The 19,822-nt window shown below is 72.4% G+C and carries 21 protein-coding genes; 9 read left to right on the forward strand and 12 right to left on the reverse strand.

Annotation, left to right across the window (positions count from 1 at the left end):
- Window positions 1–752 precede the first annotated feature (752 nt).
- Together DZF91_RS00350 and DZF91_RS00355 are read right to left on the reverse strand one after the other, a co-directional pair.
- Window positions 753–2,717, reverse strand: coding sequence for a WD40 repeat domain-containing serine/threonine protein kinase (locus DZF91_RS00350; protein WP_117355519.1), 1,965 nt, complete (start codon window positions 2,715–2,717; stop codon window positions 753–755).
- Window positions 2,718–2,764: 47 nt separating this feature from the next.
- On the reverse strand, window positions 2,765–3,382 hold the full coding sequence (locus DZF91_RS00355) for a TetR/AcrR family transcriptional regulator (RefSeq protein WP_117355520.1): 618 nt from the start codon (window positions 3,380–3,382) through the stop codon (window positions 2,765–2,767).
- Between the two features lie 175 nt (window positions 3,383–3,557).
- On the opposite strand from DZF91_RS00355, the gene DZF91_RS00360 reads away from it, so the two are divergent.
- Window positions 3,558–4,106 (forward strand): YceI family protein, encoded by a 549-nt coding sequence (locus DZF91_RS00360; RefSeq protein WP_117355521.1) that lies wholly within the window; start codon window positions 3,558–3,560, stop codon window positions 4,104–4,106.
- A gap of 114 nt (window positions 4,107–4,220) precedes the next feature.
- Here the strand turns inward: DZF91_RS00360 and DZF91_RS00365 are convergent, their stop codons facing one another.
- Window positions 4,221–5,597 (reverse strand): sensor histidine kinase, encoded by a 1,377-nt coding sequence (locus tag DZF91_RS00365; RefSeq protein WP_117355522.1) that lies wholly within the window; start codon window positions 5,595–5,597, stop codon window positions 4,221–4,223.
- A 274-nt stretch (window positions 5,598–5,871) separates the two neighbouring features.
- Between DZF91_RS00365 and DZF91_RS00370 the strand changes: the two genes are divergently transcribed.
- From DZF91_RS00370 to DZF91_RS00380, 3 genes are all read left to right on the forward strand, one after another.
- Window positions 5,872–7,353 carry a glutamate--cysteine ligase family protein gene (locus tag DZF91_RS00370; RefSeq protein ID WP_117355523.1) on the forward strand — a complete coding sequence of 494 codons (1,482 nt, stop codon included), beginning with the start codon at window positions 5,872–5,874 and terminating at the stop codon, window positions 7,351–7,353.
- A gap of 170 nt (window positions 7,354–7,523) precedes the next feature.
- The gene (locus DZF91_RS00375; RefSeq protein ID WP_117355524.1) at window positions 7,524–8,204 is read left to right on the forward strand and encodes a response regulator transcription factor; all 681 of its coding nucleotides are present in this window, start codon (window positions 7,524–7,526) and stop codon (window positions 8,202–8,204) included.
- Window positions 8,204–9,268 carry a sensor histidine kinase gene (locus DZF91_RS00380; protein WP_117355525.1) on the forward strand — a complete coding sequence of 355 codons (1,065 nt, stop codon included), beginning with the start codon at window positions 8,204–8,206 and terminating at the stop codon, window positions 9,266–9,268. Before DZF91_RS00375 ends, DZF91_RS00380 begins: the two co-directional genes overlap by 1 nt.
- 91 nt (window positions 9,269–9,359) lie before the next feature.
- On the opposite strand, the gene DZF91_RS00385 is transcribed toward DZF91_RS00380, so the two are convergent.
- The 5 genes from DZF91_RS00385 to DZF91_RS00405 all read right to left on the reverse strand — a co-directional run bounded on the left by DZF91_RS00385 (window position 9,360) and on the right by DZF91_RS00405 (window position 14,361).
- Window positions 9,360–10,643: a helix-turn-helix domain-containing protein gene (locus DZF91_RS00385; RefSeq protein ID WP_328589097.1), complete on the reverse strand. Its 1,284-nt coding sequence runs from the start codon at window positions 10,641–10,643 to the stop codon at window positions 9,360–9,362.
- A gap of 240 nt (window positions 10,644–10,883) precedes the next feature.
- Window positions 10,884–11,354, reverse strand: coding sequence for a GNAT family N-acetyltransferase (locus tag DZF91_RS00390; protein WP_117355526.1), 471 nt, complete (start codon window positions 11,352–11,354; stop codon window positions 10,884–10,886).
- Between the two features lie 289 nt (window positions 11,355–11,643).
- Window positions 11,644–12,699, reverse strand: a complete 1,056-nt coding sequence (locus DZF91_RS00395) for an abortive infection protein (protein ID WP_147340916.1) — start codon at window positions 12,697–12,699, stop codon at window positions 11,644–11,646.
- A gap of 345 nt (window positions 12,700–13,044) precedes the next feature.
- On the reverse strand, window positions 13,045–13,689 hold the full coding sequence (locus tag DZF91_RS00400) for a hypothetical protein (RefSeq protein WP_117355528.1): 645 nt from the start codon (window positions 13,687–13,689) through the stop codon (window positions 13,045–13,047).
- A 42-nt stretch (window positions 13,690–13,731) separates the two neighbouring features.
- Window positions 13,732–14,361, reverse strand: a complete 630-nt coding sequence (locus tag DZF91_RS00405; RefSeq protein WP_158587815.1) for a hypothetical protein — start codon at window positions 14,359–14,361, stop codon at window positions 13,732–13,734.
- Between DZF91_RS00405 and DZF91_RS00410 the strand changes: the two genes are divergently transcribed.
- Complete coding sequence (locus tag DZF91_RS00410; protein WP_117355530.1) at window positions 14,355–14,897, forward strand: TetR/AcrR family transcriptional regulator; 543 nt, start codon at window positions 14,355–14,357, stop codon at window positions 14,895–14,897. The two genes, DZF91_RS00405 and DZF91_RS00410, sit on opposite strands and share 7 nt — an antisense overlap.
- On the opposite strand, the gene DZF91_RS00415 is transcribed toward DZF91_RS00410, so the two are convergent.
- Window positions 14,885–15,823 (reverse strand): SDR family NAD(P)-dependent oxidoreductase, encoded by a 939-nt coding sequence (locus DZF91_RS00415; RefSeq protein WP_117355531.1) that lies wholly within the window; start codon window positions 15,821–15,823, stop codon window positions 14,885–14,887. The two genes, DZF91_RS00410 and DZF91_RS00415, sit on opposite strands and share 13 nt — an antisense overlap.
- Before the next feature lie 179 nt (window positions 15,824–16,002).
- A complete protein-coding gene (locus DZF91_RS00420) occupies window positions 16,003–16,407 on the reverse strand; it encodes an ATP-binding protein (RefSeq protein ID WP_199486310.1) in 405 nt (134 codons plus the stop codon).
- Window positions 16,408–16,545: 138 nt separating this feature from the next.
- On the opposite strand from DZF91_RS00420, the gene DZF91_RS00425 reads away from it, so the two are divergent.
- The 4 genes from DZF91_RS00425 to DZF91_RS00440 are packed head-to-tail and all read left to right on the forward strand — an operon-like array spanning window position 16,546 to window position 17,964.
- Window positions 16,546–17,361, forward strand: coding sequence for a helix-turn-helix domain-containing protein (locus DZF91_RS00425; RefSeq protein ID WP_117355533.1), 816 nt, complete (start codon window positions 16,546–16,548; stop codon window positions 17,359–17,361).
- Window positions 17,358–17,543 (forward strand): DUF397 domain-containing protein, encoded by a 186-nt coding sequence (locus DZF91_RS00430; protein ID WP_117355534.1) that lies wholly within the window; start codon window positions 17,358–17,360, stop codon window positions 17,541–17,543. Before DZF91_RS00425 ends, DZF91_RS00430 begins: the two co-directional genes overlap by 4 nt.
- A 27-nt stretch (window positions 17,544–17,570) precedes the next feature.
- Window positions 17,571–17,756: a DUF397 domain-containing protein gene (locus DZF91_RS00435; protein WP_117355535.1), complete on the forward strand. Its 186-nt coding sequence runs from the start codon at window positions 17,571–17,573 to the stop codon at window positions 17,754–17,756.
- 28 nt (window positions 17,757–17,784) lie between these two features.
- Window positions 17,785–17,964, forward strand: a complete 180-nt coding sequence (locus tag DZF91_RS00440; RefSeq protein WP_117355536.1) for a DUF397 domain-containing protein — start codon at window positions 17,785–17,787, stop codon at window positions 17,962–17,964.
- Between the two features lie 58 nt (window positions 17,965–18,022).
- Here DZF91_RS00440 and DZF91_RS00445 read toward each other — a convergent pair whose 3' ends face one another.
- A complete protein-coding gene (locus DZF91_RS00445) occupies window positions 18,023–18,307 on the reverse strand; it encodes a DUF6968 family protein (protein ID WP_117355537.1) in 285 nt (94 codons plus the stop codon).
- A gap of 79 nt (window positions 18,308–18,386) precedes the next feature.
- A complete protein-coding gene (locus DZF91_RS00450; protein WP_147340918.1) occupies window positions 18,387–19,724 on the reverse strand; it encodes a DUF7507 domain-containing protein in 1,338 nt (445 codons plus the stop codon).
- Window positions 19,725–19,822 lie beyond the last annotated feature (98 nt).

The following is a 19,822-nucleotide window of genomic DNA, read 5'->3' on the forward strand; positions in this document are numbered from 1 at the left end:
TCTATTCTCCTGAGCAAGAATCCTCGGCCCTTGCCTCCGGCCCCGCCGACACGCTCCAACGGGTTGCTCAAGCGGTCCGCAAGCTTCGAGGTCTGCGACCTGACCTCGCCTCCCGGCCCAGTAGCCGCGCGGCGCAGCTCAGCGACCGCATGGCCCAACTAGGAGAAGTACCGCCATACAGGCACACGCCGAAGCGCATCAGGGCCGACAGAACGAACAAGGCCGCGTCTTCCGGAGCGGCTGGCTCGCTGGAGTGACGAAGCACTATCCCGGTGAGCCCAAGCCGGGGTACGTGGCGCCATGGGGAAGACACCCCCGAGCGGGAGCGGCCGGCCGCGAGTGCGGTTTTTACAGGCAGGTTGCCGACTTCACAACCGTCTCGGGAGGGAGCACGGCGAAGCTGACGCGAGCACAGAGATGCCTTGCCGGAGTGGGGGCAGCAGGCCGATGCCGACATCTTCGAGCGCATCGAGCAAGACGTTCTCTGATCGGCTGCGGGCGTCTCAGCGGGACTCCCCGCTGGAGCCGCTGCATGTCCGGGGTGGTTCGCAGCCTCATGGCGTTGAACCCCAGGAATCTCGTATGTCCCGGGCCGCGACCAGCACCACTCCCCGCCCGCCGTTTCCGCTACTCAGAAGACGTCCGGAGAGCCGTTCAGGCCCGAGCCGATGCGCGGCAGGTGGAGGACGTCACCGTCGGGCTCCAGCACCACATCGGGCTGGGCGGGGTCGCCGTTCACCTGGGCCGGTGGGTTAGAGGCGCCAGACGTGGATTTTGCCGGCGGCGTCGCCGGAGGCCACGCGGGTGGCGTCGGGGCTCAGTGCCAGGGCGAAGCCGCTGAACGTGCCGAGGCTGCGGACGGCTCTGCCCGTGTTCGGGTCCCAGATCTGGACCGTGGAGCCGCCCTCCTCGGCGGAGGTGGCCAGGTAGCGGCCGTCGCGGCCGTACGCCAGCCTGCCGCTGACGCCTCCGGGCAGGTCCCTGCGGAGCTTGCCGGTGGCGATGTCCCAGATCCCGGCGCGGACCTTGGGCCCGGCCGCGGCGATCGTGGTGCCGTCCGGGCTGAAGGCGACGGCGTCGATACGGCGGTGGGTGTCGATGCGGCCGGTGCGCTTGCGCTGGGCCACGTCCCAGAGGCGGATGCTGGAGCCGTCGCCGTACGCCAGCGTCCGGTTGTCGGGGCTGAACGCCGGTTGCTCGATGAACTGGCCGCTCTCCGACGTGCTGAACAGGAGCGAGCGCGAGGTGACGTCCCAGACGCGGACGTGGGAGACGATCGCGGCGTCTTTGCCGAAATTGAAGACGCCGACGGCGAGCATCCGGCCGTCCGGACTGAACGTGGCGGAGATGGCTCCGGCGTTGTCGGGATCGGGCAGGTCGCCGACGATGCGGCGGCCGGCGACGTCCCAGAACTGGATCACGTTGTTGACGTCCTCGGCCGCCAGGAGCTTGCCGTCGGGACTGAACGCCACCACGTGGCGGGACTTCTGGGGGTCGCCGGTGTCGTGCGCGAGGGTCGCGAGGCGCGTTCCGGTGGTGGTGTCCCAGAGCTGGAGGGAGCTCTCGTCGTCCGCGCTGGCCAGCGTCCTCCCGTCCGGGCTGAACGCCAGGCCCCAGACGGTGGCCGAGTGGGTGTCGAGGAGGCCCTCGTCCGGAAGGGTGGCCGCGGGGCTGGACGGCGACGCGTGCGGCCGGGACCCGTTCGAGGCGAGTCCCTGGACGGCGAACCCGGCGCCCGCCGCCAGGACGACTGCGACCCCGGCGGCGATCGCCGCCAGCCGTCCGCGCGGGAGCCGGAGCCCGGGAGGGGCGACCAGTGTCCCGGGCGCCTGGACGCTCGGAGTTGGCGCGGCCGACGGATGCGTGGGCACGGGCGCCGGAGCGGCCGGCGTGTGCGCGGGCGGGGGCGGGATGTCGAGGAGGCGGCGGACGGTCTCGGCGGGCGGGCGGGCGTCGGGGTCCTTCTGGAGGAGGGAGGTGAGGAGTTCGGTGAGGGGGCCGGCCTTCTTCGGGGGCGGCGGGGGCTCGGTGGCGATGGCGACGAAGATCGCGCCGTGGGTCGGGCCGCCGAACGGCGGGCGTCCCTCCACGGCGGCGTAGAGGGTGGCGCCCAGGGACCACAGGTCGGAGGCCGGGGTGGCCGGACGTCCCCGGACCTGCTCCGGCGACATGTAGGCGGGCGTGCCCAGCAGCGCGCCGGACCGGGTGAGCGTGGCGTCGCCGTCGAGCGCCGCGATGCCGAAGTCGGTGAGGATCGCGCGGTCGCCGTCCAGCAGCACGTTCGCCGGTTTGACGTCGCGGTGGACGATGCCGTGGGCGTGCGCGGTGGCCAGCGCGTCGAGCATCTGCCGTCCGATCGCGGCGACGCGAGCGGGCGGCAGCGGCCCGTCCGCGCGGATCACGGCGTCCAGCGAGGGGCCCTCGACCAGCTCCATGACCAGCCACGGCCGCCCGTCGTCGCCGGTCACGCGGTCGTGCAGCGCCACGATGCCGGGATGGCGGAGCCGGGCGGCGGCGCGCGCCTCGCGCTCGGCCCGGGCGTACCACTCCCGGCGCTCGGCGTCCTCGACCTCCTCGGGGAGCCGCAGTTCCTTGACGGCCACCTCGCGGCCGAGCTCGGCGTCGTAGGCGCGCCACACGCGTCCCATGCCGCCGCGCCCGATCAGCCCGAGGATCCGGTAGCGGCCCGCCAGCGACACCCCGGGTTCACCGCGCATGGGGGTGAAGATAGCGAACCGTCCCCCGGACGGCCCAGCGCGGCCGGTCAGCGCTGGGCGATCATGCGGCGGAGGCGGTCCCTGGAGCGGTGCCAGCGGGCCTCCTGCCGCTCCGGGGTCGTCGGGTGGACGAAGTCGAGCAGGCAGAGGCCCCGGATGGTCTCCAGGACGACGTGGATGTCGCCCTGGACGTCCGGATCGTCCACCTGGTCGCCGAAGACGGCGCGGCTGATCTCCAGGATGCCGGCGGTGATCAGCCGCTCGAACTCGGCGACGTGCCCGCGCAGGTCGGGGTCGGTGCGGGCGGCGATCCACAGCTCCATGGACGCCTCGAACAGCGGACCCCGGCAGGCCCGCCAGAGCAGGTCCAGGGCGTCGCCGAGGGGGTCGGCGGAGGCGCGCAGGCGGTCCAGGTCCTCGGCGAGGAAACGGTCGGCGCGCCTGCGGGCCAGGTGCTCGACGGCCGCGAGGACGAGGGCGTTCTTGGTCGGGAAGTGGTGCACCTGGGCGCCGCGCGAGACGCCCGCGCGCTCCACCACCCGGGTCGTGGTGGTGCCGTGGTAGCCGTGCTCGACCAGGCAGGCGACGGTCGCGTCGAGCAGCGCCGCGCGGGTCGCGGCGGTGCGTTCCTCCTGCGTGCGGCGGGGACGGACGGATGGCGGCATGGCCGGAGCCTACCGAAGAACATGCAGGTCGGCCTGTATGTAGGAGCGCGCGGAAGCGGGCACGCTCCACGGGATGGACCCGGCTTCGGGCGGACTTGACACTGCTTGAAGTCTCAACTAATCTCCGGTACGTCAGCTCGTTGAAGTTTCAAGAACTACCCCGCAGGAGCACGCCATGACCATCGCCGCCACCGAGCTCGGCCTGACCGCCGGCACCTGGAACATCGACCCGGCGCACTCCGAGGTCACCTTCGCGATCCGGCACCTGATGACCAAGGTCCGCGGCTCGTTCACCGACTTCTCCGGCGCCGTGCAGATCGCCGACGACGTCGCCGCGTCCACCGCGACGGCCGAGATCAAGCTCGCCTCGATCGACACGCGCAACGCCGACCGCGACGGGCACGTCCGCAGCGCCGACGTGCTCGACGTCGAGAACCACCCGACCATGACCTTCGCCACGACCGGCGTGCGCGCCGAGGGCGGCGACTACAAGGTGGACGGCACGCTGACGATCAAGGGCGTTGCCAAGCCGGTCACCCTGGACGTGGAGTTCCACGGCGTCGGCACCGACCCGTGGGGCGGCACCCGCGCCGGCTTCTCCGCCACCACCCAGATCAACCGCAAGGACTGGGGCGTGGAGTTCAACGTCCCGCTGGGCGGCGACAAGGCCCTGCTCGGCGACAAGGTCGACATCACCCTGGAGATCCAGGCCGTCCGCGCCTGACCTCGAAGGGGTCTCCCCGCACCGGGGAGCACGCCGTACGAAGACCCGGAGGCCCGGCCTCCGGGTCTTCGGGCTTTCCGGCCGCGGTCGCACGGATGACCCCGGGCCTCGCGCTCAGGCCCGGTCCTTCTCGGCGGCGAGCGGGAGCCGGAGGACGAACCGGGCCCCGCGGACGGAGTCCTCGATCCCCAGCGAGCCGCCGTGCGCCTGGGCGATCTCGCGGGCGATGGCCAGGCCGAGGCCGGTGCCGCCCGCGTGGCGGCTGCGAGCGCTGTCCAGCCGGGTGAAGCGGGCGAAGACGCGCTCGCGGTCGCCCTCCGGGATGCCCGCGCCGTCGTCCTGGACGGTCAGCACCGCGAACCCGCCGGACGAGCTGACCGAGACCGCGACCGTGCCGTCGGCGTAGCGCTCGGCGTTGTCCAGCAGGTTGCCCAGCAGCCGGACGAACTGCATCCGGACGCCGTTCACCCGCACGCCCGGGGCCAGGTCGGCGACCAGGCGCGGAGCGTCCGCCGTGCGCGCCGCGCCGTCCCGGCGGTCGATCTCGCGGCGGGCCAGGTCGCCGAGGTCCAGCACCTCGCGGGCCGCGTCGCCGGTGCCGATTCGGGCGAGCAGCAGCAGGTCGGTGACGATGTGCTCCAGCCGGTCGGTGTCGCGCAGCGCCGACTCGACCACGGCCTTCAGGTCGGTGTCCTCGGGATGCATCGAGGCGTCCTCGAGGTTGGCGCGCAGGCCCGCGATCGGGGTGCGCAGCTCGTGCGAGGCGTCCGAGGCGAACTGGCGCTGCCGGTCCACGGCGCGCTCCAGCCGGTCCAGGGTCCGGTTCGCGGTCGCGGCGAGCTCGGCGATCTCGTCCTCGCCGGACGGCTGCGGCACCCTGCGGGACAGGTCGCTGCCGCTGATCTCGGCGAGCTGGGCGCGGATCAGCGCCACCGGGCGCAGCGTCCGGCCGACGACCCGCCAGGTGACCCACGCCGCCAGCGCCGACAGGGCGAGGACGCCGAGCAGCAGCAGCACCTCCAGGGCGCCGTTCGCCAGCACCGCGGGCACCGGCGTCGCGGCGTACACCACGACCGAGTCCGGCGCGGTGGTGACACGGATCGCCTCGACGATCTCGCAGCGCCGTCCGAGGCCGCCGCCGGAGCACTGCTGGAAGTCCCGGACGCGCTGGTCGCGCGGCGGCCGGTAGTCGCTGACCGGGGCGCGCCGTCCGGCGGCGGGGGTGGCGTCCAGCAGGTTGCCGCCGGGGCCGACGACCTGGATCAGCACCCGTCCGCCGGTGTCGTCCGGGATCGGCGAGGCGAGCGAGCCGTCGCGGATCGCGGCGCTGGTGCGGCGCGCGGACTGGGCGGTGTCCTGGACGAGGTCGGCGCGCACGGTGCCCCGGATGCCGAAGTCGGCCCCGACGGCGATGGCGCCGGACACCACGGCCGCCAGCACCGCGGCGACGAGTGTGTCCCGCGTCCTGATCGACCGTGGCCGCAACCGCATCGTGCCCCTCCTCACATTTCCCCCAGCGTGGCACGGCCGCACTCCCGCCGTCCCGTTCCCCGCGGACCCGTCCGACTGGCGCGGACGCCCTGGCACACAGGCGTCCCGGGGGTGCGCGGACGCGTCCCACGGCCCCGTCCGACACGGCACGTCGGCACTCGGTGACCGCGCGGAGCACGCGTATCGGCGCGCCCGTAACCCCGCTCGGGGTTTCCCTCGGCCAGATCTGGACATTCCGCCTCACAAGACCATATCCGCGGCAGAAGGCGAGGACATGGGACGGGACGTTTCCGCCGCGACCATCAGCGGTGTGGACCGGCGCAGGTACCGGGAGAAGGTGCGGCGCGACCTCGACGTGCTGGCCCGCATGCTGGGCGAGTCGCAGTTCGAGTTCGAGCGCCCGCACATCGGGCTGGAGATCGAGCTCAACCTGATCGACACGGCCGGCGACCCGCTGATGCGCAACGCCGACGTGCTGAAGGCCATCGCCGACCCGGCGTGGGCCACCGAGCTCGGCCAGTTCAACCTGGAGATCAACATCCCGCCACGGGAGCTCGGGGGTGACAACGCCCGCGAGCTGGAGGAGGAGGTCCGCGACCATCTCACCCACGCCGACGCGCAGGCCCGGGAGGTCGGCGCGGAGCTGGTGACGATCGGCATCCTGCCGACGCTCCGCCGCGCCGACATCGGCGAGGAGGCGCTGTCGGCCAACAACCGGTACAAGCTGCTCAACGACGAGATCTTCGCCGCGCGCGGCGAGGAGATCCGGATCGACATCGACGGTCCGGAGCCGCTGTGCATGCACACCGACACGATCACCCCGGAGGCCGCCTGCACCAGCGTCCAGTTCCACATCCAGGTGAGCCCGGAGAAGTTCGGCGCGCACTGGAACGCGGCACAGGCCATCGCGGGCCCGCAGGTCGCGCTCGCCGCCAACTCCCCGTACCTGTTCGGGCACCGGCTCTGGCGCGAGACCCGGATCCCGCTGTTCGAGCAGTCCACCGACACCCGCCCCGAAGAGCTGAAGGCGCAGGGCGTCCGCCCCCGGGTGTGGTTCGGCGAACGCTGGATCACCTCGGTGTTCGACCTGTTCGAGGAGAACACCCGCTACTTCCCTGCCCTGCTCCCGATCTGCGAGGAGGAGGACCCCGAGTCCGTGCTCGACGGCGGCGGCATCCCCGAGCTGCCCGAGCTGTCCCTGCACAACGGAACGATCTACCGCTGGAACCGGCCGATCTACGCGGTCGTGGACGGGCGCCCGCACCTGCGCGTGGAGAACCGCGTGCTGCCCGCCGGACCCACGGTCGCCGACACCGTCGCCAACGGAGCCTTCTACTACGGGCTGCTACGCGTCCTCGCCGAGGAGGAGCGCCCGGTGTGGTCCCGCATGTCGTTCGCGACGGCGCGGGAGAACCTGCACCGGGCGGCGCGGGACGGCATCGACGCCCGGCTGTACTGGCCCGGCCTCGGCGAGCTGCCCGCGGCCGAGCTGGTGCTGCACCGGCTGCTGCCGCTCGCCCACGAGGGCCTGGACCGCTGGGGCGTCGAGCCGGCCCGCCGGGACCGGCTGCTCGGCATCATCGAGGGCCGCTGCCTGGCCGGACGCACCGGAGCCGACTGGCAGACCGACACGGTCGAGGCCATCGAGCGGCGCATCGGGCCGCGCCGTCCCGATGCCCTGCGCGAGATGGTCCGCTCGTACGTCGGCCACATGAAGTCCAACGAACCCGTGCACACCTGGCCGGTCGGCCCGTGACCGGCCCCTGCACGCCGCCGGTCGGCCCATGACCGGTCCCTGCACGCCGTCGGTCGGCCCGTGACCGGTCCCTGACGGCCGCCGGTCGCCGACGGCCGCCGGGGCCGATCGGCACAGGATCCGCACAACCCGCCCTGGGAGCGCGCGCACCGCGCTCCTAGGGTCGGGGCATGCGCATCCTGGTCGTGGAGGACGAGCCCACCATCGCCCAGGCGGTCGCCGACCGGCTGACCGCCGAGGGCTTCACGGTCGAGACGGCCGCGGACGGACCGTCCGCCGTCGCGCGGGCGCGCGAGACCTCCCCCGCCCTCATCGTGCTGGACGTGATGCTGCCCGGATTCGACGGCCTGGAGGTCTGCCGCCGCGTCCAGGCGGACCGGCCCGTCCCGGTGCTGATGCTCACCGCCCGCGACGACGAGACCGACAAGCTCGTCGGGCTCGGCGTCGGCGCGGACGACTACCTCACCAAGCCGTTCAGCATGCGCGAGCTGGTCGCCCGCATCCGCGCGCTGCTGCGCCGGGTGGAGCGCGCGGCGACACTGACGCTGGCCGAGGCCGCGCCCGTCACCCGGCTCGGCCCGCTGGAGCTGGACGAGCGGGCGCGCCGCGTCCGCCGGGACGGCACGGAGGTGCACCTCACCCCGACGGAGTTCGACCTGCTCGCCTGCCTCGCCCGGCGTCCCGGGGCCGTCCTCACCCGCGCCGTCCTGCTGGAGGAGGTGTGGGACTGGGCCGACGCGTCCGGCACCCGCGTCGTGGACGGCCACGTGAAGGCGCTGCGGCGCAAGCTCGGCCCGGACCTCATCCGCACGGTGCACGGCGTCGGCTACAGCCTGGAGGCCCTGCCGTGATGGCGCAGGTGTGGGAGCGGGCGCGGCGCAGGCGCGGGTCGGCGGCGCACGCGTGGGAGCGGCTGCCGCGCCCGCTGGACCCGCTGCGGTCGATCAAGGTGAAGCTCGGCGTGCTGGTCGTGGTGACCGCCTGCGTCGCGATCGCGATCGTGCTGTGGGGGTACCCGCTGGGGTTCCGCGCGCGGGTGACCGTCCCGGCGGGGCTGTTCATCGCGCTGGTGGTCACGCAGCTGATCGCGCACGGGATGACCGCGCCGCTGCGCGAGATGACGGCGGCGGCGCGGACGATGGCGCGCGGCGACTACTCGCGCCGGGTGCGGTCCACCTCGCGGGACGAGGTGGGCGAGCTGGCCGGAGCGTTCAACCGGATGGCCGCCGACCTCGCCGCCGTGGACCGGCAGCGCCGCGAGTTCGTCGCGAACGTCTCGCACGAGCTGCGCACGCCGATCAGCGCGCTGCACGCCGTGCTGGAGAACGTCGCGGACGGCGTGACCCCGGCGAGCCCGGAGGTGCTGGAGTCGGCGCTGGAGCAGACCGAACGGCTCGGCCGGCTCGTGGCGCAGTTGCTCGACCTGTCCAAGGTGGACGCCGGGGCCGTCCCGCTCGACCTGCGCGAGCTGGACGTCGCCGGGTTCGTGGACGAGGTGGCCGCCGCCTTCCCCGACACCGTGGTCAGAGCCGACATCGCGCCCGGGCTGAGCTGCGTCGCCGACCGCGACCGGCTGCACCAGGTGCTGGCGAACCTGCTGGACAACGCCGTCCGGCACGGGCCGTCCGGCGGCGCGGTGACGGTCACGGCCGGGCCGGGGGACGGTCCGGGCGGGCTGGTCCTGGAGGTGTGCGACGAGGGGCCGGGCATCCCGGCGGGGCAGCGGGAGCGGGTGTTCGAGCGGTTCTCGCGCGGCGCGTCCGGCGCGGCGACCCCGGACGGCGGCACCGGCCTCGGCCTCGCCATCGCGCGCTGGGTCGTGGACATGCACGGCGGCCGGATCGGCGTCGTCGACACCCCGCGCGGGTGCCGCATCCGCGTGTCCCTGCCGCCCCGCCCGTCCGACGCGTCCTGACGGAACCGTCCCGTCCGACGCGTCGGACGGAACCGTCCCGACCGACGCGTCCCGACGGGCGGCGACGGCTCCGGCGGTCTCCGGCGCGGGGTCAGCGGCGCAGGGACACGATCTCGCCGGTCTCGCCGACGGCCTCGCGCGCCGAGTCCAGCAGGTGCTCGCGCGCGCCGGACGCGAGCAGCGCGCGGGCCCGCAGCACGATCTCCAGGTCGAACCGCAGATCGGGGTCCAGCAACTGGTCGCCGAACAGCTCCTCGAGCTGCCGCAGCCGGTAGCGGACGGTCTGCGGGTGGACGTGCAGCCGCATCGCGACCTCGTTGGCGTTGCGGCCGGACTGCAGCCACGCGAGCAGCGTCTCGGCGAGCCGGTCCTGCTGGCTGGCGCGCAGGTGCGCGAGCGGCGCGAGGCGGAGCGCGGCGAGCGAGGAGACGAGGTCCTCGTCCTGGAACAGGATCAGGGTGGACATGTGCTCGACGCTGCGCACCACGCCGCCGTCCGCCTCGATGACGCCCCGGTCCACCAGCGCGAGGGTCTTCAGCGCCCACTGCGCCGAGCGGGCGGCCTCGGCGACCGGGACGGTCGGGCCGACGACGGCGAGCGTCCCGGCGAGCGCGCGGTCGATGAGCCGGGCGCGGCCCGGGCCGTCGGGGTCGGGGACGACGAGGCTCGGCGTGCGGCGGGTCAGGTCGGCGAGCACGTCCGGCGGGAAGGCCGGGTGGTTGGACCCGGCGGGCGGACGGCCGAGCGCGACCGCCGCGACCGTGCGCGGGACCGGCCAGTGCGCGGCGGCGGCGAGGTCGGCGATCGCCTCGGGCGCGGCGGGCGGGTCGGCGAACAGCAGGTCGAGCAGCCGCTTGCGGCGGCGCTGCATCTCTCCCGCGACGGCGGCCTTGGCCTGCGCGTACCCCTCGGCCGCGGCGGCGGCGAGCTCGTCCTGGACGAGCATCAGCGCCTCGCCGACCGCGCCGAGCGTGCGCGGCGGGACGTCGAGTCTCGCCGCGCCGTCGGCGATCCGCCGCCAGGCGACCATCGCGCCGACCCGCATGGCCGACTGCATCGCGTCCAGGCTGCGGCCCTCGCCCGCCTCCCCGCGCCCGATCGCGCGGAAGAAGTCGGTGATCTCGGCGGACTCGTACCCGGCGTCGGCGACCCGCTCGACGAAGTGGTGCAGGACGCGCTCGACGGCGAGCCGGAGCGTCCCGGAGTAGTCGCCGGGACGGTCGTACTCGCGGACGCGCCCCTGGATCTCGGCGATCATGTCGTCGGCGACCTCGTCGAGGTTGGGCCGCATCTGCTCGGCGAGCTCCCTGGGCAGATCCGTCCAGGGCCGTCCGAACCCGGCCGTCCCGGTGCCTCCCGTCGCGTCCTCCGCCACGCCGCTCCTCCCGGGGGGTGTCACTCCCCGTTCGACATACCGCTACAGCCGGGGAAATTGCTCCTTTTTGAGTCTAGTGTGGGGAAAATCATCACCAGCACCGAGGGTCAGCAATCCGTCCATGGCGAGATCCGACCAGATTCGGCCGTCCACCTTGACGAGGTTGGCCGAAAGCTTCCGGCGCAGGGTGTCCCGCCCTTGTTCCCGCTGCGTTCCCGCTGCGTTCTCGCTGCGTTCTCTCTACAGGAGCTTGCCGAAGCAGCGGCTCGACTCGGAGCAGCTGTAGTAGCCGAACTTCTCGATCTCCTCGTAGCCGGACGACTCGTACAGCGCGAGCGCCTCGGGCTGCGCGGTCCCGGTCTCCAGGACCATGCGCCTGCGTCCGGCCGCCCGCGCGGACGCCTCCAGCCCGGCGAGCAGGTCCCGCGCGAACCCCCGGTTCCGGGCGCGCGGCACGACGTACATGCGCTTGAGCTCCGCGTCCCCGTCCCGGAACCCCGGCTCGGACGCGTCGTGCGCGCGCCAGCCGCCGCACGCGACGGGCTCGCCGTCCACGCGTCCGACGACGAAGTGCCCGAGCGGCGCGGCGAACTCGGCCGGATCGACCGGCGTCTCGTCCGGCCCGCCGTAGCGGACGACGTACTCCTGCTGCAGCTCGTCGATCAGCTTGCGCGCGACCGGATCGGCGTAGGAGGCCACCACCAGTTCCATGCGGAGAAAAGTACGCGAGCAAGGGGACATATCAACACTCGCCCAGCAGTCCGTCCCGCCCGCGACGCACGCCTTGGGGGTCAGGCAGTGGCGGTGGTGCGCGGGCGCGTCACCAGCAGTGGCCCGGCCGCCGCCGCCAGCAGCAGGACGGGCAGCGCGAGCGCCAGGTGGACGCCGCCGAGCGGTGTCCCGACGGCCGCGAACCGGCGAGTCAGGCACCGGCTGCGAACCGGCGGGTCAGGCGCCGACCGCGAAGCGGTGGGTCAGGCGCCGGTGGCGAAGCGGCGGATCAGGCGCCGGTGGCGAAGCGGCGGGCGAGGGCGCGGAAGGCGTCCTTGGCCTCGAACCTTCCCGTCCTCGCGTAGTTCGCACGCACCTTGACCAGCGAGAACCCGGCCATGTCGAGGTCGTGCCGCGGATCGGGCGAGTACGGGGTGTCGGTGTTGATGAAGTTGTAGACGAACGCGCCGTACACGCCCTCGGCCTCGTAGATGTCGAGGAGTTCGGTGAGGTAGCGCGTCTGGACGCGCTCGTCGCGGACGTATCCGTCCGGGATGACGGGCGGCTCCCGCGTCCAGTCCACGATCGAGAACCCCTCGCCGCCGCGCTTCTCCGCGCCCCGGTACGTGCAGCAGCCGAACTCGGTGATGACGACCGGCTTCCCGAACCGGTGCAGCGCCCTGACGTCCCGGACATAGGTCGCCTCGTTCGACGCGTCCCGGTAGAGGTCCACGCCGACGACGTCGAACCTGCTCCACCGCACCGACTCCCAGACACCGGACGTGTAGGTGAGCCGTCCGCCGAACAGCGGCCGGACCGCGTCGTGCGCGCGCACGAGGAAGGCGTTCAGCCGCTCGTCGTACCCCTTGCCCGCCGGGGTCCGCAGGTTCGCGGCCCGCTCCTCCCAGGTCCTGCCGGGGACGAGGCCGGACATGAAGATCGTCAGCTCGCATCCCATCGACAGGCCGACGCCGGGGTGCCGCCGCCGCAGCCGTTCCGCCGTCCGCGCCACGGACCGGAGGAACCGCAGCGTGTGCGCGGCGTCCTTGTCGAACTGGCGCGGCTCGAACCAGACGAACAGGCCCTCGTCCGCCGCGCAGCGCGCCGCGAACTCCAGCCGCCGCAGATCGTCCCCGAGCAGGATCACCGCGTTGCAGTGCAGGTCGCGCCGGATCGCCCGGATCTCCCGCCGCACGAACGCGGGCTTCCACACCTCGCGCACGGTGTCGTAGTTGACGCCGCGCTGCGCCAGGCCCTTCCTCGGGGCCGTCCGCTCCGCCCGGTCCGGCGACCGTCCGCGCATCCACGCGGCGGCGCGCGCCTGGGTCTCCGCCGGACGTCCCACCGCCGCGATCCCGGCCACGCCCGCCGCGACGGCCCCGGCGATCAGCGCCCGCCGTCCGACCGTCCACCGCCCGGCCGTCCGCGGCCCTCCCGCCTCCGGCCTACGGCTCCGTCCCTCCGGCCGCCGCCTCCGCGTCGTCTCCGTTCGCCGCTCCCTTGCGTCCGGCCGCCCCCCTCGTGCGTCCGTCCGCCGCGGCTCGAATTCCGCCATCGAAGCGCCCTTCTCCTCGGCTCACCCGCAAGGCAAGCCTCGGCCCCCGGACGCGTCCCGGACATCGGCCACCCGACGCTCCCGCACCGACCAAAGTCGCGACCCCGCCCCCGCGAAGGTCGCGACTCGGGCCCGTCAGTGGTGCAGGCGCGCCAGCCCCCGCGACAGCTCGGTCGCGTAGAGCCAGGTCTGGCGGCGGCGCTCGCCCGCCAGCTCCCACTTGTCGAGTTCCTCCCGGTAGACGGTGACCCGGAGCTCGACGATGAGGTTCCGCGCGCGGAAGGTGACCAGGTGCGGCTTCCGCGTCTCGGTGCTCTCGACCGGCACCTCGAACGCCTCGTCCCCCAACGGGGACGGGGCCGACACCGGGAAGTCGGCGTACGTGCCGTGGGCCGTGTCGAAGATGGCCGCCGCGTGCTCGACGGCGCTCTCGCCGAGGCGAGGATCGTACTTCGTCATCTCGAGCGAGAGCTCGTCCCTGTTCCGCGGCCCGCGTCCCGTGGTGCGGAACAGGCAGCTCCACATGTCGTATCCGTCGCCCGGCGTGTGACGGCATTCCGATCCTGGATCGTCCGCGTCACGCAGGGTTCTCCAGACCTCCGCCGAGAAGAGCGTCGAGGGAGCGGGCGCGGTCTCGAAGTCGGACGTCCATGCCATCCCCGCCGGACGGATGCTGCTCGCGGGCTCCTCCCGCCGTCTCTCCCCGGGCACGCGGACGTCCGACTTCCACGCCGAGACCGCGCCGACCAGCAGCGCACCGGCGAGAAGTCCCGTACCCACCCGAAATCGCGTTTTCATCGACCAGCCCCCTGACTCGACGGTTCAACCGCGCTCGGCGATGCGGGCGACGGCGGCAAGGAGTTCGACGCGGATCAGCCCGGCGCCGCCGAGTCTGATGAGCGACCAATACAGGGAGAAGATCCGGCGGCTGCGCGGATCGGTCGCGGTGACGCGGGTGTCGGCGACGAGGAGCGTCCGCCCGTCGGCCGGGATGATCTGGAACGCGAGCGCGGCCTTGGCCCAGCCCGGCTCGGAGAAGGCGGCGAACCCGTCGGCGGTGGCGGTGGCGGGCGGTCCGGGGACCGGGCGCGGCTTCCAGAACCGGGCGACCCGTCCGAGGACGATCTCGCGGCCCTCCGTCCGGCCCAGTTCGGGCACCGCGGCGTTGGCGACGAAGCTCCCGGAGGCCGGACGGCGACGGCCGCCCGTCCGGATGCGCATCAGGACGCCGGTCAGCGGGAGGTCGTCCGCGCGGACGCCGAGCAGGGCGCGCCAGACGGCCTCCGGCGACGCGTCCACGCGGCGGGTGTAGCGGGTGCGGAAGTCGGGGTCGGGCAGGAGCCGGTCCAGCAGCCAGTCCATGGTCGTGTACCCCTCGACGTTCTGGACGGTAACGTACAGAACAGGACTGTACGGCACCGTCCAGAACGAGGGAGAGTGACCCCATGCCACGCACCGCCCGCCTCAGCCGGGAGGACTGGGCCGCCGCGGCGCTCGCGGCGCTGGTCGAGGGCGGTGCGTCCGCGGTCGCGGTGGAACCGGTCGCGGCGCGGCTCGGCGCGTCCAAGTCGAGCTTCTACTGGCTGTTCGAGAACCGGTCCGCGCTGCTGGACGCGGCGCTGGAGCTGTGGGAGCGCGAGCAGACCGAGCGCGTCGCGTCCCGCTTCACCGGCATCGCCGACCCGGTCGAGCGCCTGCGCTCGCTGCTCCTGCTGTCCCTCGGCACCGGCCACGCGGACGCCGCGCTGCGGCTGACGTGCGAGGCGGACGAGGCGGTGCGCGCGGTCGCGGGCCGGGTCACCCGGCGGCGGCTGGAGATCGTGGAGGAGGCGTTCCGCGAGCTGGGGATGAGCGCCGGGCAGGCCCGGCACCGCGCCGCCTCCGCCTACGCGAGCTACCTCGGCACCGCCGCCCTCGCCCGCGTCGGGGCCGCCCCGCACGACACCGACGCGTACGTGGACGAGTTCCTGGCGACCTACGCGCCCTGACCGGTGAGGTCCGCGGAGACGTCCCACAGGCGGGCGGCGTCGTCCGGGTCCACGGCCCAGGGCTTGACCCCGCCGACCAGCATGTCGTCGCCGGTCGCGGGCTCGGCGACGTCGCAGTCCTGCGCGTAGAGCCCGCCGAGGCCGTCGAGCAGCGGCGACGTCGCGGCCCAGACCGCCGTGGCCGCTCCCTGCTCGGGGGTCTTGAAGCCTTCGACGGGGGTGCCGTCCTCGCTCATCCAGCCCTGCGCGATCTGCTCCTCGCGCGGGACGTGCCGCTGCAGCGGCGTGAGGATGCTCCCCGGATGGACGGCGAACGCCCGCACCCCGAGCGCGTTCAACTGGACGGCGAACAACGCGTTCGCCGTCTTCGACTGCGCGTACGCGAGCCACCGGTCGTACCCGTCACGGAACTGGAGGTCGTCCCACCGGATGCCCGACAGGAAGTGCCCGGACGACGCGACCGAGACGACCCGCGCGCCGTCCGCGAGCAGCGGGCGCAGCCGGTTGACCAGCGTGAAGTGCCCGAGATGGTTGGTCGCGAAGTGGGCCTCCCACCCGGGACCCACCCGCGTCTCGGGGCACGCCATGATCCCCGCGTTGGTGATCACGATGTCGAACGCCCGGCCGTCCGCCAGCAGGTGGTCGGAAAATACGCGCACGCTCTCCTGGTCACCCAGGTCGAGTTCGCCGACGACCGCGCCCGGCACGTCCCGCAGCGCGTCCCGAGCAACCTCGGGCCTGCGAGCGGGGACGACGACCCGCGCACCCGCCTCGGCCAGCGCCCGGACGCCCGCCAGCCCGAGCCCGGAGTACCCGCCGGTGACGAGCGCGGATTTTCCGGTGAGGTCGATCCCGGCGAGGACGTCCCGCGCCGTGCTGTGCGCGCCGAACCCCGAACCGAGCTTGTGCTGCTGTTCCATCGTCATGCCACCGGACGCTAGAAGCTGGAGCGCGCTCCAGGTCAAAGCGGCTCGTCACGGCCGGGGCCGATGCCGTCCAGCCGACCGCGGGCGGAACATGTACAGGAGAAGGCCGGTCAGCGAAGCCCCCACGCACGCCCCGCCCAGCACGCACAGCAGAAGCGCGGACGTGTGCAACATGGCGGTCACGAGGTGCCGTCCGACGAGACGAACCGCGCCCACACGGTCTTGCCGCCTTCGGCAGAGGCGTGCGTGCCCCACGCGACCGCCAGGACCTGCACGATGCCGAGCCCCCGCCCGGTCTCGCGCGTCAGATCGGGACTCTGGAGCTCAGGAGCCCCCGGCCCGTCGTCCCAGACGGCGACCTCGACCATGCCACCGGCGAGCCGTTCCACCAGGACGCGGATGTCGCCGGCCCCGCAGTTGAGCGCGTTGGTGACCAGCTCGGACACGCAGAGCGCGGCGTCGTCCTCCAGGTCGTCGCGCCCCCACCCGCGCAGCACCTCCCCCACCCGCCGCCGCGCCTTCCCGGCAGCGGAGAGATCGGCGTCGAACCGGCAGACGACCAGCCCTTCCCGGTCATCTGCCACAGGAGCTTTCCGAATCATCGGACCCGTCCTCATGGCGTGAATTCCAGCGTTCCGCATCACACTCTGAGGTCACCCGACTACCGTTGTCACTGTTGCCGACAACATCGGCAAACCTCCGAAGATCACAAGGGACCGGTCATGGTCAAGCCACCCCCTGATCCCCACAACTCGATCTACGACCTCATCAGCTACCTACTGCGCTTCATGCGCGTCGAGAAGAACATGCGGCAGCACGAGATCGCGGAGATCCTCGGCTGCTCGATCGGCCAAGTTTCCAAGTACGAGACCGGCGAGAAGCAGCTCAACAGCGGTGAGTGCAAGAAGCTGGACGCAGCATGGCGCACCGGCGGACTCTTCACACTGCTCCAGTACTACGCGGAGCTAGGGCCCGATCCGACCTGGCCACAGCGGGTCAGGCGCTTTCAGCGGACGGGCGTTGAACACAAGATCTTCAACCCCACCTTCATCCCCATCCCATTCCAGACCGAGGACTACAGCCGGGCCTTACTTCAGGCGGGGCACACAGCTGGCAACGTTCAGAACGTGGACGCAGCGGTCGGCCGGAGGATGGAGCATCAAGCCGCTATCTTGGCCGATGATCCGCAGATCTGGCTCCTCCTGGACGTCCCAGCACTTCGTCGGATGGGCGATAGCCGGATGACGCGCGCCCAACTGAACCACCTTCTGGAACTATCGGAATCGTTGCACATATCTGTGCGGATTCTCCCAGACTCGGCCACTCCCCACGTCGGCATCGACGGTTCCTTCTGGTGGACCAGGCTGGCGGCAAGGCGACTCATGGTCTTCGCGGGCGGCGCATTTGAGATCGGCCGGGTGATCGACGATCAGGCCATCGCGATCGGCGCGGGCCTACAATTCGACCGTCTCGCGGCACGCGCCTGGAACGAGGACCAGAGCCGGGAGCATCTACTGAAGCTGCGGGAGGGCAAGTGATCGTCTGGCGCAAAAGCAGCCACAGTGAAGGCCAGGACCAGGGCGGGACGTGCGTGGAGTTGGCCGACCTCGGCACGTCTGTGGGCGTTCGCGACAGCAAGAACCCAAGTGGAAGCCACCTCACCCTCACCCGCACCGACCTTCACCAGCTCACCGAGGCCATTCGAAACTCAAGGCGATAGCAGTCGGTTCGTCGGGTCGGAGGGCGCATGACCGTGTGGCGGAAGAGCACCCACAGCGAAGACCAGGGGGCGGGCGGAACTTGCGTCGAGCTGGCCGACCTCGGTGCCTCCGTGGGCGTCCGCGACGGCAAGAACACCCGCGCAGGCCACCTCACCCTCACCCGCGCCGACCTCCACCAGCTCACTGAAGCCATCCGAAGCTCAAAGCGGTAATGCTCGCTCGTCTGAGTTGGAGGGCTCCATGACCGTCTGGCGCAAGAGCAGTTACAGCGAGAGTGGCGCGGGCGGAAGCTGCGTGGAGCTGGCCGACGCCGGTGGAGCCGTGGGGGTTCGTGACAGCAGGAACCCCAAGGGTGGGCACCACGTCCTTGTGCGGGACGACCTTCGCCGTCTCATCGAGGTCATTCGCCGCGATGCATGACGAGAGGGCGTCCGCCGCTTTGAAGCGCGGTGGAAGCGGGCCCTTGGCGTGAGGGGGGCTACGAGTCGAAGCCGAGGTTGGTCTCGTCGTTCCAGCGCAGTGTGGCTCCTTGTCGAGCGTGAGCGTCGAGAACGGCACTCGCCGTCTTCAGGGCAAGCTGCAACGCCTGGATTCCGTCCACTCCATGGGACGGGTACCGGTGCTCCTCGCCCAGGCCGGCGATCTCGAGCAGGCATACGAAATCTCCGTGCTCGTCCTGCTGTGGCTGCGCCAGTTGGACGAGCACTTCGCTTTGCCCACCTCGCTGCTCCAGGGTGAGTCTCCGTGTCGCCATCACTTCCATGGCCCACCGTCCTAGCTGGTCAGCAGGACGCCCGGGTTCATCGAGTGGTGAACCCGGGCGTCCTCTTCGGGTGTTGCCGTCAGCCGGTCACGGGGACGTGGCCGTAGGCGCTCGCGCAGGCCCGGCGGGACCTCACGAACCTTCCGTACTTCGGATCACGGCCGTTGACGACGGCGCAGTTCCGCACGGACCGCTTCCACAGGTCCTTCCTGGTGACGCGGTACGTCGCCGTGCAGACCATCGACTGCCCCGGCCACAGGTACGAGCGCGGGCAGCGCACCTCGGACAGGCCGGGCTTGGGGTCGTCCACCTTGACGCGGTCCAGCGGGACGCGGCTGGTGTTCGTCACCTTGTACGTGAACCGCAGCGGCTGGCCCGCACGGTGGTAGGAGTGCGGGCGCACCCACTTCCGGATCGTGAGTGACGGCTTCTGCTTCGGTGGCTCGGGCGGGGCCTCGGTGACCTCGACCGTCTTCTCGGCGTCCACGGGCGTCTCGGCGTCGGCGGCGAGAATGATCTTCTGGCCCTGCTCGGGGAAGCCCGGCTGGCCCTCCGGATCCCGCACGTAGAGCGCGACCTCGCCCGCCGGATGGACGGCGGTCGCGTGCGCCGAGAGTCGCAGCGTGCCGGGTTCGGCGGACCGCACGTAGAAGGTGTCGCCGTTCCTCAGCTCGGCGCCGCTCGGGATCGGCCGGGTGCCCGCGGCGTCCTCGAACATCTCACCGCCGGTGATGCCGACGGTCGCCGTCGCCGCCGTGGTGTGGACGGTGAACGGCCCCGAGACGACGCCCGCCCGGATGCCGTCCGGACCCGTGAAGCTCAGTCCGGGAGCCTGCGGAGGCGGCAGCGGCCCCTCGGCGAGCACCCGCGCGACGATCGCGGACGTCGCCTGGAACAGCGGCGGGAACTCGGCGAGGACGTACCGGTCGGAGAAGAACCAGATCGCCGCCTGGACGGCCGCGGCCTTCAGCGCGGGGCTGAGGTCGGCGGGCTCGTCGGTGTTCGGGTAGTAGTCGTGCAGGATGCGCGCGATGTACCCGAGGTTCTCCACGTGCTCCTCACTCCAGGAGACGTACTTGTACGCCATCCCGCCCCACGCTTCGTGGGCGAGGTCGATGCAGTAGGTGCGCAGCGGGGTCCCGTCGCGCCCCACGCCGTTGATGATGCCCGCGTAGCCGAGGTCGTTGCGGACGAAGCCGGTCTTGTCGTATCCGGCCGCGGGGTAGCCGTCGAGCGGGTTGAGCGTCTCGGGGCCGAAATAGCCCGCGACGCCGGTGCCGCCTCCCAGGCCGGTGAGGTCGAAGTCCGCCTCGGGCGGGATCACCACGGGGCCGGGCACCGGGAACCGGCCCGGGTCCACCCCGGCGACCGCCGGGGAGACGCATGCCGACAGGAACAGCAGCACCGCTGCGATCACGCACCCTGAACGGCGCCAGAAACCGTGCACGCGCATCGCCCCCGATCGATGGACAGGTCATTTCGCGCTGCGATGGTCATTCCTCGCACGGCGCCGGT

The sequence above is a fragment of the Actinomadura logoneensis genome (genome assembly GCF_003428695.1).
Lineage (GTDB): Bacteria > Actinomycetota > Actinomycetes > Streptosporangiales > Streptosporangiaceae > Spirillospora > Spirillospora logoneensis.

Bases quoted from the DNA above. Each gene is read 5' to 3' on its own strand.
- DZF91_RS00445 (WP_117355537.1), bottom strand. From the start codon at position 18,307: ATGGAAGTGATGGCGACACGGAGACTCACCCTGGAGCAGCGAGGTGGG.
- DZF91_RS00435 (WP_117355535.1), top strand. From the start codon at position 17,571: ATGACCGTGTGGCGGAAGAGCACCCACAGCGAAGACCAGGGGGCGGGC.
- DZF91_RS00425 (WP_117355533.1), top strand. From the start codon at position 16,546: ATGGTCAAGCCACCCCCTGATCCCCACAACTCGATCTACGACCTCATC.
- DZF91_RS00365 (WP_117355522.1), bottom strand. From the start codon at position 5,597: ATGCGGTTGCGGCCACGGTCGATCAGGACGCGGGACACACTCGTCGCC.
- DZF91_RS00375 (WP_117355524.1), top strand. From the start codon at position 7,524: ATGCGCATCCTGGTCGTGGAGGACGAGCCCACCATCGCCCAGGCGGTC.
- DZF91_RS00380 (WP_117355525.1), top strand. From the start codon at position 8,204: ATGGCGCAGGTGTGGGAGCGGGCGCGGCGCAGGCGCGGGTCGGCGGCG.
- DZF91_RS00390 (WP_117355526.1), bottom strand. From the start codon at position 11,354: ATGGAACTGGTGGTGGCCTCCTACGCCGATCCGGTCGCGCGCAAGCTG.
- DZF91_RS00360 (WP_117355521.1), top strand. From the start codon at position 3,558: ATGACCATCGCCGCCACCGAGCTCGGCCTGACCGCCGGCACCTGGAAC.
- DZF91_RS00415 (WP_117355531.1), bottom strand. From the start codon at position 15,823: ATGACGATGGAACAGCAGCACAAGCTCGGTTCGGGGTTCGGCGCGCAC.
- DZF91_RS00355 (WP_117355520.1), bottom strand. From the start codon at position 3,382: ATGCCGCCATCCGTCCGTCCCCGCCGCACGCAGGAGGAACGCACCGCC.
- DZF91_RS00350 (WP_117355519.1), bottom strand. From the start codon at position 2,717: ATGCGCGGTGAACCCGGGGTGTCGCTGGCGGGCCGCTACCGGATCCTC.
- DZF91_RS00440 (WP_117355536.1), top strand. From the start codon at position 17,785: ATGACCGTCTGGCGCAAGAGCAGTTACAGCGAGAGTGGCGCGGGCGGA.
- DZF91_RS00410 (WP_117355530.1), top strand. From the start codon at position 14,355: ATGCCACGCACCGCCCGCCTCAGCCGGGAGGACTGGGCCGCCGCGGCG.
- DZF91_RS00370 (WP_117355523.1), top strand. From the start codon at position 5,872: ATGGGACGGGACGTTTCCGCCGCGACCATCAGCGGTGTGGACCGGCGC.